Origin of the sequence: Afipia clevelandensis ATCC 49720 (assembly GCF_000336555.1) — a bacterium.
Classification (GTDB): Bacteria; Pseudomonadota; Alphaproteobacteria; order Rhizobiales; family Xanthobacteraceae; genus Afipia; species Afipia clevelandensis.
Genome location: NZ_KB375281.1, coordinates 1,974,056 through 1,987,291, shown reverse-complemented (window position 1 = coordinate 1,987,291; position 13,236 = coordinate 1,974,056). Strand labels below are relative to the sequence as shown.

The following is a 13,236-nucleotide window of genomic DNA, read 5'->3' as shown; positions in this document are numbered from 1 at the left end:
AAACGGCCGGTCTCGTCGCACAACCATGGTCATGCAAATGCGCCTGATGCTTTGGACGTTGTGTGTTCTGTCGCCGATGTTGCAACCGGTGACGCCTGTGCACGCGGCGGTAATGGAGCGCGGCGTCGCCATCACCGATCCCGGCATCCTGCAGCCGCTCGACGACACTGGACTGAGCCTCGGCAAACTGCTCGGCGCCGAACCCGGCGCCACCAGTGCGGACCTGTTCGCGCTGCCGTCGATGGTACCGCTTCAGGAAGCGACCGACCGCGATTTCAACAGCTACGTCCTCGATCATCACGACGATCTCGACAGGCTGTTTCTGTTCGATCGCGATGCCCTGAACACGCCCGGCACGCGGTTCGATCTGGCCGGCATTGTCAACCGGATGGACCGCGCGTTTGTTTCTCCCGATGCGTGCGGCGAAATCCGGCTGATCTATCGGCCCATCGCCAATCATGACTCTGCGGACAAGAACAATCCGCCGACGCGACTGCCGATGACGCTCAATCTTGTCATGAAGGCGAAGCCTGCAGGCGCGGACATCACCTGCGCCGAACTGGCGCGGCGCTGGCTCGCGCTGGCTGATCAACCGTCCGCGATGCTCACGGCAAAAGGCGGTGCGCTGGAATGGATCACCCGTGACGCCATCGACCGGATCGAAATCAATGTGCAGGTCTCGCGGGCGTCAGCCGATGCGAACGATTTCGAGGGCAGGGCGGATTACCTGATGAAGGTGTTCCGCTTCGATGGACTGAACTTCGTGGAATCGCCGATGGAGAACCAGATCGACGCAACGCGCATTCGCGGCGATGAAAAGCTGCTCGCGGACTTCAAGGCGTGGCTGCTTGATCCCGCGCACATCGCGGAGCTTGATCGCGGAGCCATCGTGCTGCCGGATCGCTTTCTCGCGTCCAGCGTCGTCAACGTGACGCCGGCGCAGGAAAATCCCGAGGACAAGGCCCGCGATTTATTTGCGGACGATGAAATTGTTGCGGCTTTGGCAAAGGCGTCGGCAAACGCGCCGCTCGAAAATCTGCAATCTCCGGCAGGCTTCGCGCGCCGTCTTGATGACATGACCTGCGGCGGCTGCCACCAGACCCGCGCGGTCGGTGGCTTTCATTTTCCGGGCAAGGAACGCCCCGAATGGGCGGCGGGTGCGGTGGTGGCGGCAGCATCGCCGCATTTCTTCGGCGATCAGGAACGCCGCCGTGACATTCTCGCTGCATTCGGCGATGGCCGTGCGCCAGATTTCTCGCGCGCATTCTCTGCACGCCCGCAGGCACGCAGGTCGAATGAGTTGCTCGGGACGACCTATGTCAACGGCTGGGGCGCTGTGTGCGCTGTCGCGGGCGAGGACGTCACGCCCGACAAGAGCTTCGCGTCATGGACCTGCGCCGAAGCGCTGACGTGTCAGGCTGCCGGTGCGAAAGATACGCGCACCGGATTCTGTTTTCCGAAGGAAAGGTAGCTCAATTCCGTCATTGCGAGGAGCCATTAGCGCGTTTACGCGCGTCTTCAACGCGCTATGGCGACGAAGCAATCCATACTTTCTCTTAAAGAGTGGATTGCTTCGCTTCGCTCGCAATGACGATGGGTAGATGATCGCGCTTCCTTGTCTCTCCCCGCCTGCGGGGAGAGAGGGAGTTACGCCACGATCCCGGCCGCGCGCATCTTGGCGATCTCGGCATCGTTGAAGCCGGCGGACTTCAGCACTTCGTCGCTGTGCTGGCCGACATTCGGCGCCATGCGCGGCTGCACCTTCTTCGCGCCTTCGATGAAGATCGGCGTGTTGATGGTGCGCAGGTCGCTGTCCACAAACGGCACCACGGCTTCGGTGACGCGCATCTGCTCGTCGTCCGGAATATCCTGCGGAATGCCGACAACGCCAAAAATCAGTCCGTTGCCGTCCAGCGTCTTGCGCCAATGTGAAAGCGGCTTGCTCGCGAACACCTTGTCGAGGATCGCGATCAGTTCCGCCGCATGCTTGTGACGCACTGGCTTGGTCTCGAAGCGCGGATCGGCGAGCAGGTCCTCGCGCTCGATCACCTTGGCGAACACCGGAAACTGCTTCTCTTCGTTGAGCAGCGACAGGATGATCCAGCGGTCGTCGGCGCACTTGTAGTGACAGGTCACGGCGTTCAGCGCCTGCTGGCGCGGCGGGCGCTTCTGGAAGGTCGCGCCGCACAGCGCGGCCTGCGCGTAGATGCCGTTCGACCAGATGCCGTTCACCATGAGATTTGACATCACCTGCGTGCCCTTGCCGGTCTTCTCGCGCTGATAGAGCGCGGTGACGATGGCTGCGAACAGCGACATGGCGCAGGGATGATCACCCATGCCGGGCATCGAGCGGGCCGGGGTGGTCTCGTCGGTTTCGCGCACGAGGTCCATCAGGCCGGAGCGCGCCCACCAGGCGTTGCTGTCGAATCCGGGCTTGTCGGCTTCCGCGCCGGTTTCGCCATAGCCGCTGAACGATGCATAGATCAGCCGGCCGTTGAGAGGAGCGAGATCCTTATAGGTGACGCCGAGCTTCTTGCGCACCGGGGGAGGGAAGTTGGTGATGAAGACATCGGCTTCGGCGGCGAGCTTGCGCAGCACGGCCTGGCCTTCCGGCCTGGAGAGATCGAGCGCGAGGCTCTTCTTGTTGCGGCCCTGCAGCATCCACGCGTAGTTGTGCGGACTGATCGGATACCCAGGCAGATTGGGCAGGTTGCGGACAGGATCGCCCGCGCCAGGCGGCTCGATCTTGATGACGTCGGCACCGAAGTCGGAAAGCGCGGTGGCGGAAGATGGTGCTGCGATGAAACTCGAGCAGTCGATGACCTTCAGACCTTCGAAAATTCCCATTTCGGCGATTTCCCTTGTTCCTGCCGGGACCGCCGTTGGGCCGGTGGTCCGCTAATCGTTCTTGCGTTCGTCCGAGATCGCCTTGCCGTCGTTCGGGAGCGAACCGGGGGCGACCAAAGTGACATTGCCGGACAGCTTTGTCACGGCGCGCAGGGTCGATGCAACCGCATCCCGCAATGCGTCGGCGGGGGTTGCAGTTTCCGCCGAAAGCGTCATCGCGTCGGTTTCCCTCTCGCGGGTCACGATCAGGCGCAGGCGGCCGAGTTCGGGGTGCCGGTTGCCGATTTCGGCGATCTGTTCGGGACGCACGAACATGCCTTTCACTTTCGTCGTCTGGTCGGCACGGCCCATCCAGCCCTTGATGCGCATGTTGGTCCGCCCACAGGGGCTGGCTCCGGCTAGCACGGCGCTGAGGTCGCCGAGCGCCAGGCGAACAACCGGGTGGTGCGGATCGAGGGTGGTCACGACGATTTCGCCGACATCGCCGTCGGCCACGGGATCGCCCGTTCCCGGGCGCACGATTTCGACAATGATGTTCTCGTTGACCACGAGGCCTTCGCGGGCCGCGGTCTCGTAGGCGACAATGCCGAGATCGGCGGTGCCGAAGTTCTGATAGGCGTCGACGCCGCGGGCCTTCATTTCCTCCTGCAGCGATTTCGGGAATGCTGCGCCGGACACCACCGCGCGCCTGATCGAGGAGGCATCGCGCCCGGTCTTGTCCGCCGCATCGAGCAGGATTTTGAGGAAATCCGGCGTGCCGGAATAGCCGACAGGGCGATAGGTTTCGATCAGCTCGAATTGCTGCTCGGTGTTGCCGGGGCCTCCGGGGATCACGGCGCAGCCCAGCGCGCGCGCCGAAGTATCGAAGATGAAGCCGCCGGGGGTGAGGTGATAGCTGAAGGTGTTGAGCACGATATCGCCGGGTCGAAAGCCTGCGGCGAACACGGCGCGCGCCCCGCGCCATGGATCGGTTTCAGCGGCTTCCGGCTCGAAGATCGGTCCGGGTGAGGTGAACAGGCGGCCGAACGATCCGGCAGGCGCGGCGACAAAACCGCCGAACGGAGGGGCAGCCTTGTGCAGCGCCGGCAGGTCGGATTTGCGAAGCACCGGCAGCTTCGCCAACGCATTGCGGCTGGTGATGGAGGCAAGGTCGATGCCGTTGAAATGCGCTGCATAGGCAGGCGCCTTCGCCGCGGCTGCCAGCACGCCGGGGAGGCGGGCAAACAGATCGGCCTCGCGCGCGGCAGGCGAACGTGTTTCGAGGGCATCGTAGTGACTGGTCATCGGATTGGCCTGTATCGCGATCCGTCACCCTGAGGAGCGCGCTCTTGCGCGCCTCGAAGGGTGACCTGTTAGTTGAAGCCCATCCTTCGAGGCTCGCCGCCAGATCAGGCGTAGCCTGTGTAACTTGGCTACGATGGCGGCTCGCACCTCAGGATGACGCCGTTACGTGTCGGTCCTGCCTTACAGCCAGCGCTTGCGGCGCTTGAAGCTCTTCAGGTTCTTGAAACTCTTGCGCTGGTCGCCAGCGCCGCCGAGATAGAATTCCTTGACGTCCTCGTTGTTGCGCAGTTCGTCGGCGGTGCCGTCGAGCACCACCTTGCCCTGTTCCATGATGTAGCCATGGCTCGCGACCGAGAGCGCCGCGCGGGCATTCTGCTCCACCAGCAGAATGGTGACGCCGAGGTCGCGGTTGATCTGCTTGATGATGGAGAACACTTCCTTCACCAGCAGCGGCGACAGACCCATCGACGGCTCGTCCATCAGGATCATTTTCGGGCGCGCCATCATGGCGCGGCCGATCGCCAGCATCTGCTGTTCGCCGCCGGAGAGATAACCGGCAAGGCCGGTGCGCTCCTTGAGGCGGGGGAAATAATTGTAGACCATCTCGATGTCGTCGTTGATCTTGTTGTCGTTGCGCGTGAACGCGCCGAGCCGCAGATTTTCGAGCGAGGTCATGTCCGCGATGATGCGGCGGCCCTCCATGACCTGAAAAATGCCCCGGCGCACGATCTTGTCCGGGTCGATGCCGTCGATGCGCTCGCCGTCGAACATGATCTCGCCGCGCGTGACTTCGCCGTCCTCGGTCTTGAGCAGGCCGGAGATCGCCTTCAGCGTGGTCGACTTGCCCGCGCCGTTGGCGCCCAGCAGCGCGACGATCGCACCCTTGGGCACATCGAGGCTGAGGCCGCGCAGCACGAGGATGACATTGTCGTAGACGACCTCGATGTTCTTCACGGCAAGCAGCGGCGCTGCGGTGGCGGCGGCGGGAGCAGGCTTTGCGGTGGTCGCGGTTTCGGTTTGCACGTCGGTCGTCCTGGGTTTTGAACCTCTCCCCCTTTTGCGGGAGGAGGTCGAAGCCTGAGCGTAGCGAAGGGTTGGGGTGAGGGGCGCTGCTTCGAGCCGAAGTGTTGCCCCTCACCCCAACCCTCTCCCCGCGAAGCGGGGAGAGGGAGCAGGTCTTACCAGCCGAGCCATTCCGCCTTGCGCGGCAGGTCGACGGTCTTCACCTTCTCGAGCTTGACCGTGCCGTTCTTGACCAGATCGGCCACCGGTGCGTCCGTCGCGCCCGACACCTTCATGCGATAGATGTCGACTTTCATGGTTGGGCGATGGTCCTTCTCGGTCCAGGTCGACGGATTGCAGACGCCTTCCATTCCGGCCGGCACCCAATCCTTCTTCTGGTAGAAGCCCTTCTTGACGTTCTCGCCGGTCGCGCCGCCGTTCTTGGCGGCCCACTCGACGGCTTCCTTCATGTAAAGCGCGGTGCAGACACCCGCGACGTAGTGCACCGGACGATAGGCCGTGCCGGCCGCATCCGACATCTTGGAGATTTCCTGCACCATCTTCATGCCGGGAGCATTGCCGCCCCAGGCCACAGCCGTGCGCAGCGGGAACACCACACCATCCGCGGCAGCGCCCGCGGCCTTCGCGGCGTTCTCGTCCATGCCCCAGACGTTGCCCATGAACTGGACATCGGCGCCGGCCGCCTTGCAGGCGTTCAGCACGGAGATGTTCGAGCCGGCGGTGTTGCCGAGATAGGCGTAGTTGGCGCCCGAGCTCTTCAGCGTCAGGCACTGCGCGCTGTAATCGCCCGGGGTGAGGGCGAACACGATGGCGGGCAGAACCTCGAAGCCGAGTTCGGCGGCGAGCGCTTCACCCGCGGCTTTCGGTGCGTTCGGATACGGATGGTTGGCGCCCATGTGGACATACTTCGGCTTGCCGGGCTTGCCCTTGGACTTCCAGTCCTCCGCCGCCCAGGTCAGCATGCCGCGAAGGGCATCCGAGTAGCTCGGGCCGTAGAAGAAGTTATAAGGCGCAGCTTCGGTCTTGCCGCCCGCGCCGGTCGGATCCGACAGGGCCGCCGCGTACGAGCCGGAAATGTCCGGAATCTTGTCTTCGGCGACGAACTTCTTCAGCGCTTCGGTATCGGCCGTGCCCCAGCCGAGAATGGCCGAGACCTTGTCGCCGCCCGACCACTTCTTGTACTGCGCGATGGCGCGCGGCACCTGATAGCCATAGTCGACCGTGTCGAGATTGACCTTCGCGCCGGCGATGCCGCCGTTCTTGTTCACATAGGCGAAGGCGTCGGCGACGCCCTGACCGAACGGCGTTCCGACGTCCGACGTCGGGCCCGAATAGTCGGCGAGGTGGCCGAGCGAGATGGCTTTTTGTGCCATCGCCGATGTCGCGCCGAACGTAACCGCCAGTGCGGCGGTGCCGAGAAGTGCTCTCATCTTCATTGTTGTCTTCCTCCGGTTTCCTCTCGAGGTCTTTTTGTTGTGAGCCCGTTCCGACCTCAATGCGAGAACGGGTAGAGTTTCCAGTAAGCCTTGATTTGTTTCCAGCGATGCGCAAGCCCGTCGGGCTCCCACATCAGAAAGATGATGATGACCATGCCGATGGCGATTTCGCGCAGCCAGGCGATGTTGTTCTTCAGGCCGAGCACATGGTCGATAGAGCTGCCGCTGAGGGCGGCGCTCGCCCATTCCATCGATTCCGGCAACAGCACCATGAAGGCGGTGCCCATCAGCGTGCCCATGATCGAGCCGACGCCGCCGATGATGATCATGGCCAGGAAGATGATCGAGCGGTCGATGCCGAAACCTTCGTTGGAGACCACCTGATTGTAGTGAGCATAAAGCGCGCCGCCGACGCCTGCGAAGAATGCGGCGAGGCCGAAGGAGAGGGTGCGGTATTTGGTGAGGTTAATGCCCATGATCTCGGCGGAGAGATAATGGTCGCGGACCGCCACCAGCGCGCGGCCGTCGCGGGTGCGCATCAGGTTCGTGACCAGCAAGAAGCACACGATCACGTAGGCCAGCACGACATAGAAATACTGCTTGTCGCCGCGCAGGACCTTGCCGAAGATCGAGAACGGTTCGGCGATGGCGGGGACACTGCCGCCGGTGAACCATTCGGCGCGGTTGAAGAAGTCGATCAGGATAAACTGCGCCGCCAGCGTCGCAATCGCCAGATAAAGGCCTTTCAGGCGCGCAGCAGGCAGGCCGAAGATCAGGCCGACCAGCGCGGTCACCACACCCGCCAGCGGAATGCAGAAGAACACCGGCACGTGGTGGTTCGAGAGATAGGCCGAGGTGAATGCGCCGAAGCCGAAGAAGGCCGCGTGACCGATCGAAATCTGGCCGGTGAATCCGACCACGATGTTGAGGCCGAGCGCGGCAATGCCGAAAATGCCGATCTGGATCAGCAGACTGAGCATGTATTCGTTCAGCACGTAGGGCGCAAAGCAGATCAGCACGATGCCGAGGATCAGCATGTTGCGGCTGGTCCTGGTCGGGAAGATCGTCGTGTCCGCAGCGTAGGTGCTGCGATAGTCGCCCGCGGGGAGGAGGGTTTGGCCGGCCATGGTTCAGATCCGCTCGATGTCTTTGGTGCCGAACAGGCCGTAAGGCTTGATCATCAGGATGAGGATGAGCGCGTAGAACGGCGCGATCTCGAACAGGTTGCCCCAGTGCAGATATTCGCTGTCGACGAAGTGGGCGACGTTCTCGAGCAGGCCGATGATGATGCCGCCGAGCACCGCGCCGCCGACGCTGTCGAGGCCGCCGAGGATCGTGGCCGGAAACACCTTGATGCCGTAGGCGGCAAGGCCGGATGAGACGCCGTTGACGACCGCGACCACAATGCCCGCGACCGCCGAGACGGTAGCCGAAATCGCCCAAGCCATCGCGAACACGCTCTTCACCGAAATGCCGAGCGACTGTGCGACCTGCTGGTTAAACGCGGTCGCGCGCATGGCGAGGCCGTATTTCGACACCCGGAAGAACCAGGCCATGCCGGCCATCATCAGTCCGGAGACCACGAGGCTGAGGATATAGACCGTCTGCACCTGCAACCCGAAGATATTGACCAGTTTGGTCTGGAAGATCTGCGGGAAGGGCTGCAGGTTGATGCCGAAAATCCACTTCATCAGCGCCTGCAGCACGGTAGAGAGACCGATTGTCACCATGATGACCGAGATGATCGGCTCGCCGATCATCGGCCGCAGGATCACGATCTGGATCGCGATGCCGAGCACGAACATGAAGACCAGGGTGATCGGCATGCCGAGCCAGAACGGCACATGGTATTTGGTGAGCAGCGCCCAGCAGACCCATGCGCCGACCAGCAGCAGTTCGCCCTGCGCGAAATTGACCACCTGCGTCGCCTTGTAGATCAGCACGAAGGACATCGCGACGACGCCGTAGAGCGTGCCGACAACGAGACCGTTGATGAGAAGCTGAATCAGGAGCTGGGTGTTCACTCGGCCGCCTCCGCCGTCTTGTGTGGCGTTCCGAGGTCGATGACCGGCAGGGTGCAGCGGATGCGCTGCGTGGTGCCGTCCTGGAAACGGATCACGGTGTCGATGTCGATGTCCGGCTTTCCGCCGTAGATCGCATCAATGATGTCGGCATACTTTTCGTTGATCACGGTGCGGCGGACCTTGCGGGTGCGGGTCAGTTCGCCGTCGTCCGCATCGAGCTCCTTGTAGAGCAGCAGGAATTTCGAGATGCGCTGCGCGGGCGGCAGCGTGGCGTTCACCGCCTCGACTTCCTTGCGCAGCAGGTCATAGGTTTCCGGCCGCGAGGAAAGGTCGGTATAGGTCGTGAACGAAATCCGGTTCTTCTCCGCCCATTTCGAGACGATCGAGAAGCGGATGCAGATCATCGCCGCGAGATAGTCGCGCCCGTCGCCGAGTACCACGGCTTCGGCGACGTAAGGCGAGAACTTCAGCTTGTTCTCGATATATTGCGGGGAGAAGCGGTCGCCGCGCGCGGTCTGCGCCAGATCCTTGATGCGGTCGATCACAACGAGCTGCTTCGCCTTGTTGAAGTAGCCGGCGTCGCCCGAATGCATCCAGCCGTCGCGCATGTCGGCGGCGGTGGCAGCCTCATTCTTGTAATAACCCGAGAACATGTTGGGGTGGCGCACCACGATCTCGCCGACGCCGTTGACGTCCGGGTCCACGATCTGGATTTCGACGGACTCGCCCATCGGGACGCCGGTGGTGTCCGGATCGACCGCATCTGCCGGATGCAGCGTGAAGGCGCCGAGGGTTTCGGTCTGGCCGTAGAGCGTGCGCAGCGGCACGCCCATGGCGCGGAAAAACTTGAAGGTGTCCGGGCCCAGCGCCGCGCCGCCGGTGGCGGCCGAGCGCAGGCGGGTGAAGCCGAGCCGGTCGCGCAGCGCGCGGAACACCAGCGTTTCCGCCACCATCGACTTCTTGCCCGCTTCGAGCGCGGAGAGTCCGGCCTTCATGCCGGTCTCATAGAGGCTCTGCTTGAGCGAGGAGGCGTCCATCACCCGGGCGCGGACGTCGGCGGCGATGGCTTCCCAGATGCGCGGCGCGAACAGAACGAAGGTCGGCGCGATCTCGCGGAAGTCGTGCATCATGGTGTCCGACTGCTCGACGAAGTTGACCTTCATCCGCGACAGCAGGCCTTTGCCGAGTGCGTAAACCTGCTCCATGATCCAGGGCAGCGGCAGCACGGACACGTACTCGTCGTCCGGGCCTTTCGGGTCGAAGGACAGATACGTCGCGCAGTGACGCAGCACCGAGCCCGCCTTGAGCATGGCAAGCTTGGGATTCGAGGTGGTGCCCGAGGTGGTGCAGAGAATGGCGACGTCGTCGCCGGCGGTCGCGTCCACCATCTGGTCGTAAAGCTGTGGCTCGCGGGCGGCGCGGTCGCGGCCCATCTTCGCCAGTACATCGGCTTCGATCAGGCGCGGATCGTCGTATTTGCGCATGCCGCGCGGATCGGAATAGACGATGTGCTTGAGATGCGGCGCGCGGTCGCCCAGTTCAAGCAGTTTATCGACCTGCTCTTCATCCTCGGCGAACACGATCTTGGTTTCGCCGTAGGTGAGCAGATAGAGCACTTCTTCGGGCAGCGACTCGCGATACATGCCGAGCGACATGCCGCGGACGGCATGGGCCGCCACTTCCGCCGCCACCCAGTCCGGGCGGTTGTCACCGATGATGCCGATCACATCGCCGCGCTTGATGCCAAGCTCCACCATGCCGAGGGTGAAGTCGCGCACGCGGTTCTGATAGTCGTTCCACGTAAAGACACGCCAGAGGCCGAAATCTTTTTCGCGCAGCGCGATCTCGTTGCCGTGCTCTTTCGCGTTGAGCCGGAGCATTTTCGGATAGGTGTCCGCCTGCGCGGCGCGGCCTGCATAATCCATCATGCCGAGGCCTCCGCGACCGGAATGGTGTCGTCGAGGACGTCGAGCACTTCGTCTTCCTCGCCGAGATAGGCTTTCTTCACATGCGGATCGTCCAGCACGTCGGTGGGCAGGCCTTCGGCGATCTTGCGGCCGAAATCCAGCACGGTGACGCGGTGGGAGATGTCCATCACCACGCCCATGTCGTGCTCGATCATCATCACCGTCATCCCGTATTCTTCGTTGAGATCGACGATGTAGCGCGCCATGTCTTCTTTCTCCTCGAAGTTCATGCCGGCCATCGGCTCGTCGAGAAGAATGAGTTTCGGCTCCAGCGCCATGGCGCGGGCGAGTTCGACGCGCTTGCGCAGGCCGTAGGAGAGGGTGCCAGCGGTCGCCTTGCGCACGGACTGCAGGTCGAGGAAGTCGATGATCTCTTCCACCTTGCGGCGGTGTTCGAGTTCCTCGCGCCGCGCGCCGGTCAACCAGTACAGCGAGCCGGTGAGGAAATTGTTCTTCAGCAGGTGGTGCCGCCCGACCATGATGTTGTCGAGCACCGTCATGTGGTGGAACAGCGCGAGATTCTGGAACGTGCGGCCGATGCCGAGCGCGGCGCGCGCATTCGGCTTGAGGCCGGTGATGTCGCGATCCTGATAGAAGAGCTGTCCCTCGGTCGGGGTGTAACGGCCGGAAACGCAGTTCACGATCGAGGTCTTGCCGGCGCCGTTGGGGCCGATGATCGAGAACAGTTCGCCTTCCTTGACGCCGAAGCTCACGTCAGTCAGCGCGCGCACGCCGCCGAACCGCAGTGAGACCCCCCGCACCTCCAATGCGTAAGCCACTCAAATCCTCCCAGATACGGCGCTTGGCGCGCTCTTTATCTATGGTTCGTCACCACAGCCCGATCCTATACCGGCGGGCCCCGGCAAGCCATTCTACTATTGATGCTTTGCGCTGCAGGGGCGCATTTGCCGGTTGCCGTCCTTACGGGAATTCGCGACAGATAAATGTCTTGTGCCTGACAATTGGTTGGGCAATTTCGGTGCGTGCGCGGTATACCAACGACGTTCCTACCGCGCCGCAACATCAGGTGATTTGCCGGGCCACATGATTACTGCAGAACAGCTCAAGCGCATCGCGGTCTGGTCCCGCGGCCTGACCGACAAGGAAACCGAGGTCGCGCGCGCAGGCGTTGTCGAGAAATCATTCAGCGCGAATGAATTCATCTGCATGCGCGGCGATCACTTTGAATACTGGATGGGCGTGGTGAGCGGGCTGGTGCGGATCGGCACCGGCTCGCGCGATGGCAAGGCGGTGAGTTTCACCGGCATGACCAACGGTGCGTGGTTCGGCGAGGGCACTGTCCTCAAGAACGAGGCGAGACGTTATGACGCGGTGGCGCTGCGCGACACGCGCCTCGCCTTGATGGACCGCGCCACCTTCATGTGGCTGTTCGAAAACAGTGTCGCGTTCAACCGTTTCCTGGTCGGCCTTTTGAACGAGCGACTCGGCCAGTTCATGGGATTGGTCGAATACGGGCGGATGCTGGACGCCAAGGCGCGGCTCGCGCGCTCCATTGCCTCGCTCTTCAATCCGATCCTCTATCCGGACCACACGCGCCATCTTGAAATCACGCAGGAGGAGCTTGGCGCGATTTCCGGCATCTCGCGGCAGAACGCCAACCAGTGCCTCAAGACGCTGGAGAAGGAAGGCCTGCTGCGGCTGGAATACGGCGGCGTCACCGTGGTGGATCTGGACCGGCTGCGGGGTTACGGGGAGTAGACGGCGCGCGCCAGTCGTCAACGCGATGTCTTCTGCTTCGCTTTCATCAGCGCGCGAACCTTATCGGCGTCGCCTTTCGTCAGCGGATTGTAGACCACCATGCCGAGATCGGGCCGGCCGTCGACGGCGAAGGCCGAGTATTCCATCTGCAGCGGCCCGACCGAAGGATGGTGCAACGTCTTGGTGCCGTCGCCATGGGTGCGCACGTCGTTGTCGCGCCACATTGCCGCGAATTCCGGGCTTTCGCGGCTGAGTTCGTCGACCAGTCCCTGAACCGCATGGGTCGCTCCCGCGCGCGCGGCATCGGCGCGGAAGGCTGCCACCACAAAGCGGGCCACGTTGCCCCAGTTGTCCTGCCGCGAACGCACATGTGAGTCGCGAAAGATCAGGCGCAGGATGTTGCGCTGCTCGGGTGCAAGCTGGGCATAGTCGGTCAGAACGGCAGCAGCGGCCTTGTTCCACGCCACCACATCCCATGTCGGCGTCTTGATGAAGGCCGGACTGATGTCGAGCGCGTCGAGAATTCGCTGCAGGCGCGGCGTGATGCTCTGCGCGGCCGCGTAGCGCACTTCCGGCGGACGGCCGAGACCGAGCAGAAAAATGTGCTCGCGCTCGATGTCGGTCAGCATCATCGCGCGCGCGATGCGGTCGAGCACGTCGGCGGAGGGCGCGCCGCCGCGTCCCTGTTCCAGCCATGTGTACCAGGTGGCGCTGACATTGGCGCGCTGTGCGACTTCCTCGCGCCGCAGGCCGGGCGTGCGCCGCCGCTTGAGCGGCAGGCCGAAGGAGGCCGGATCGAGCTTGGCGCGGCGGTCCTTCAGATAGGTGCCGAGCAGGTTGTCGTCGGGGCTGGGCATCGCGGTGCCTGTTAGTTTTTATACCAGTATAACGTCACTACTTTAACAGCATAACGGAAAGCCCGACATTTGTCCCGTT

The 13,236-nt window shown here is 63.0% G+C and carries 11 protein-coding genes; 2 read left to right on the top strand and 9 right to left on the bottom strand.

The annotated features are described in order from the left end of the window. The first annotated feature begins 25 nt into the window (after nucleotides 1-25). Nucleotides 26-1,471, top strand: coding sequence for a hypothetical protein (locus HMPREF9696_RS09520; RefSeq protein ID WP_002712778.1), 1,446 nt, complete (start codon nucleotides 26-28; stop codon nucleotides 1,469-1,471). Nucleotides 1,472-1,647: 176 nt separating this feature from the next. Here the strand turns inward: HMPREF9696_RS09520 and HMPREF9696_RS09515 are convergent, their stop codons facing one another. The 8 genes from HMPREF9696_RS09515 to HMPREF9696_RS09480 form a co-directional block, all read right to left on the bottom strand. Next, nucleotides 1,648-2,847 (bottom strand): CaiB/BaiF CoA transferase family protein, encoded by a 1,200-nt coding sequence (locus tag HMPREF9696_RS09515; RefSeq protein WP_002712777.1) that lies wholly within the window; start codon nucleotides 2,845-2,847, stop codon nucleotides 1,648-1,650. Nucleotides 2,848-2,898: 51 nt separating this feature from the next. Next, nucleotides 2,899-4,131, bottom strand: a complete 1,233-nt coding sequence (locus tag HMPREF9696_RS09510) for a phenylacetate--CoA ligase family protein (RefSeq protein ID WP_002712776.1) — start codon at nucleotides 4,129-4,131, stop codon at nucleotides 2,899-2,901. A 180-nt stretch (nucleotides 4,132-4,311) separates the two neighbouring features. Next, nucleotides 4,312-5,154, bottom strand: a complete 843-nt coding sequence (locus HMPREF9696_RS09505; protein ID WP_002712775.1) for an ABC transporter ATP-binding protein — start codon at nucleotides 5,152-5,154, stop codon at nucleotides 4,312-4,314. 155 nt (nucleotides 5,155-5,309) lie between these two features. After that, complete coding sequence (locus tag HMPREF9696_RS09500) at nucleotides 5,310-6,590, bottom strand: ABC transporter substrate-binding protein (RefSeq protein ID WP_002712774.1); 1,281 nt, start codon at nucleotides 6,588-6,590, stop codon at nucleotides 5,310-5,312. A 56-nt stretch (nucleotides 6,591-6,646) separates the two neighbouring features. Next, the gene (locus HMPREF9696_RS09495; protein WP_002712773.1) at nucleotides 6,647-7,717 is read right to left on the bottom strand and encodes a branched-chain amino acid ABC transporter permease; all 1,071 of its coding nucleotides are present in this window, start codon (nucleotides 7,715-7,717) and stop codon (nucleotides 6,647-6,649) included. Between the two features lie 3 nt (nucleotides 7,718-7,720). Beyond that, nucleotides 7,721-8,614 carry a branched-chain amino acid ABC transporter permease gene (locus HMPREF9696_RS09490; protein ID WP_002712772.1) on the bottom strand — a complete coding sequence of 298 codons (894 nt, stop codon included), beginning with the start codon at nucleotides 8,612-8,614 and terminating at the stop codon, nucleotides 7,721-7,723. After that, nucleotides 8,611-10,542 (bottom strand): long-chain fatty acid--CoA ligase, encoded by a 1,932-nt coding sequence (locus HMPREF9696_RS09485; protein WP_002712771.1) that lies wholly within the window; start codon nucleotides 10,540-10,542, stop codon nucleotides 8,611-8,613. Before HMPREF9696_RS09485 ends, HMPREF9696_RS09490 begins: the two co-directional genes overlap by 4 nt. Next, nucleotides 10,539-11,360 (bottom strand): ABC transporter ATP-binding protein, encoded by an 822-nt coding sequence (locus tag HMPREF9696_RS09480; protein WP_002712770.1) that lies wholly within the window; start codon nucleotides 11,358-11,360, stop codon nucleotides 10,539-10,541. Before HMPREF9696_RS09480 ends, HMPREF9696_RS09485 begins: the two co-directional genes overlap by 4 nt. Nucleotides 11,361-11,625: 265 nt before the next feature. On the opposite strand from HMPREF9696_RS09480, the gene HMPREF9696_RS09475 reads away from it, so the two are divergent. Beyond that, a complete protein-coding gene (locus HMPREF9696_RS09475; RefSeq protein ID WP_002712769.1) occupies nucleotides 11,626-12,300 on the top strand; it encodes a Crp/Fnr family transcriptional regulator in 675 nt (224 codons plus the stop codon). A gap of 17 nt (nucleotides 12,301-12,317) precedes the next feature. Here the strand turns inward: HMPREF9696_RS09475 and HMPREF9696_RS09470 are convergent, their stop codons facing one another. Next, nucleotides 12,318-13,157, bottom strand: a complete 840-nt coding sequence (locus HMPREF9696_RS09470; protein ID WP_002712768.1) for a helix-turn-helix transcriptional regulator — start codon at nucleotides 13,155-13,157, stop codon at nucleotides 12,318-12,320. Between the last annotated feature and the right edge of the window lie 79 nt (nucleotides 13,158-13,236).

Coding starts and splice junctions, on each gene's coding strand:
- HMPREF9696_RS09520 (WP_002712778.1), top strand. CDS start 26: ATGGTCATGCAAATGCGCCTGATGCTTTGGACGTTGTGTGTTCTGTCG.
- HMPREF9696_RS09515 (WP_002712777.1), bottom strand. CDS start 2,847: ATGGGAATTTTCGAAGGTCTGAAGGTCATCGACTGCTCGAGTTTCATC.
- HMPREF9696_RS09510 (WP_002712776.1), bottom strand. CDS start 4,131: ATGACCAGTCACTACGATGCCCTCGAAACACGTTCGCCTGCCGCGCGC.
- HMPREF9696_RS09500 (WP_002712774.1), bottom strand. CDS start 6,590: ATGAAGATGAGAGCACTTCTCGGCACCGCCGCACTGGCGGTTACGTTC.
- HMPREF9696_RS09495 (WP_002712773.1), bottom strand. CDS start 7,717: ATGGCCGGCCAAACCCTCCTCCCCGCGGGCGACTATCGCAGCACCTAC.
- HMPREF9696_RS09485 (WP_002712771.1), bottom strand. CDS start 10,542: ATGATGGATTATGCAGGCCGCGCCGCGCAGGCGGACACCTATCCGAAA.
- HMPREF9696_RS09475 (WP_002712769.1), top strand. CDS start 11,626: ATGATTACTGCAGAACAGCTCAAGCGCATCGCGGTCTGGTCCCGCGGC.
- HMPREF9696_RS09470 (WP_002712768.1), bottom strand. CDS start 13,157: ATGCCCAGCCCCGACGACAACCTGCTCGGCACCTATCTGAAGGACCGC.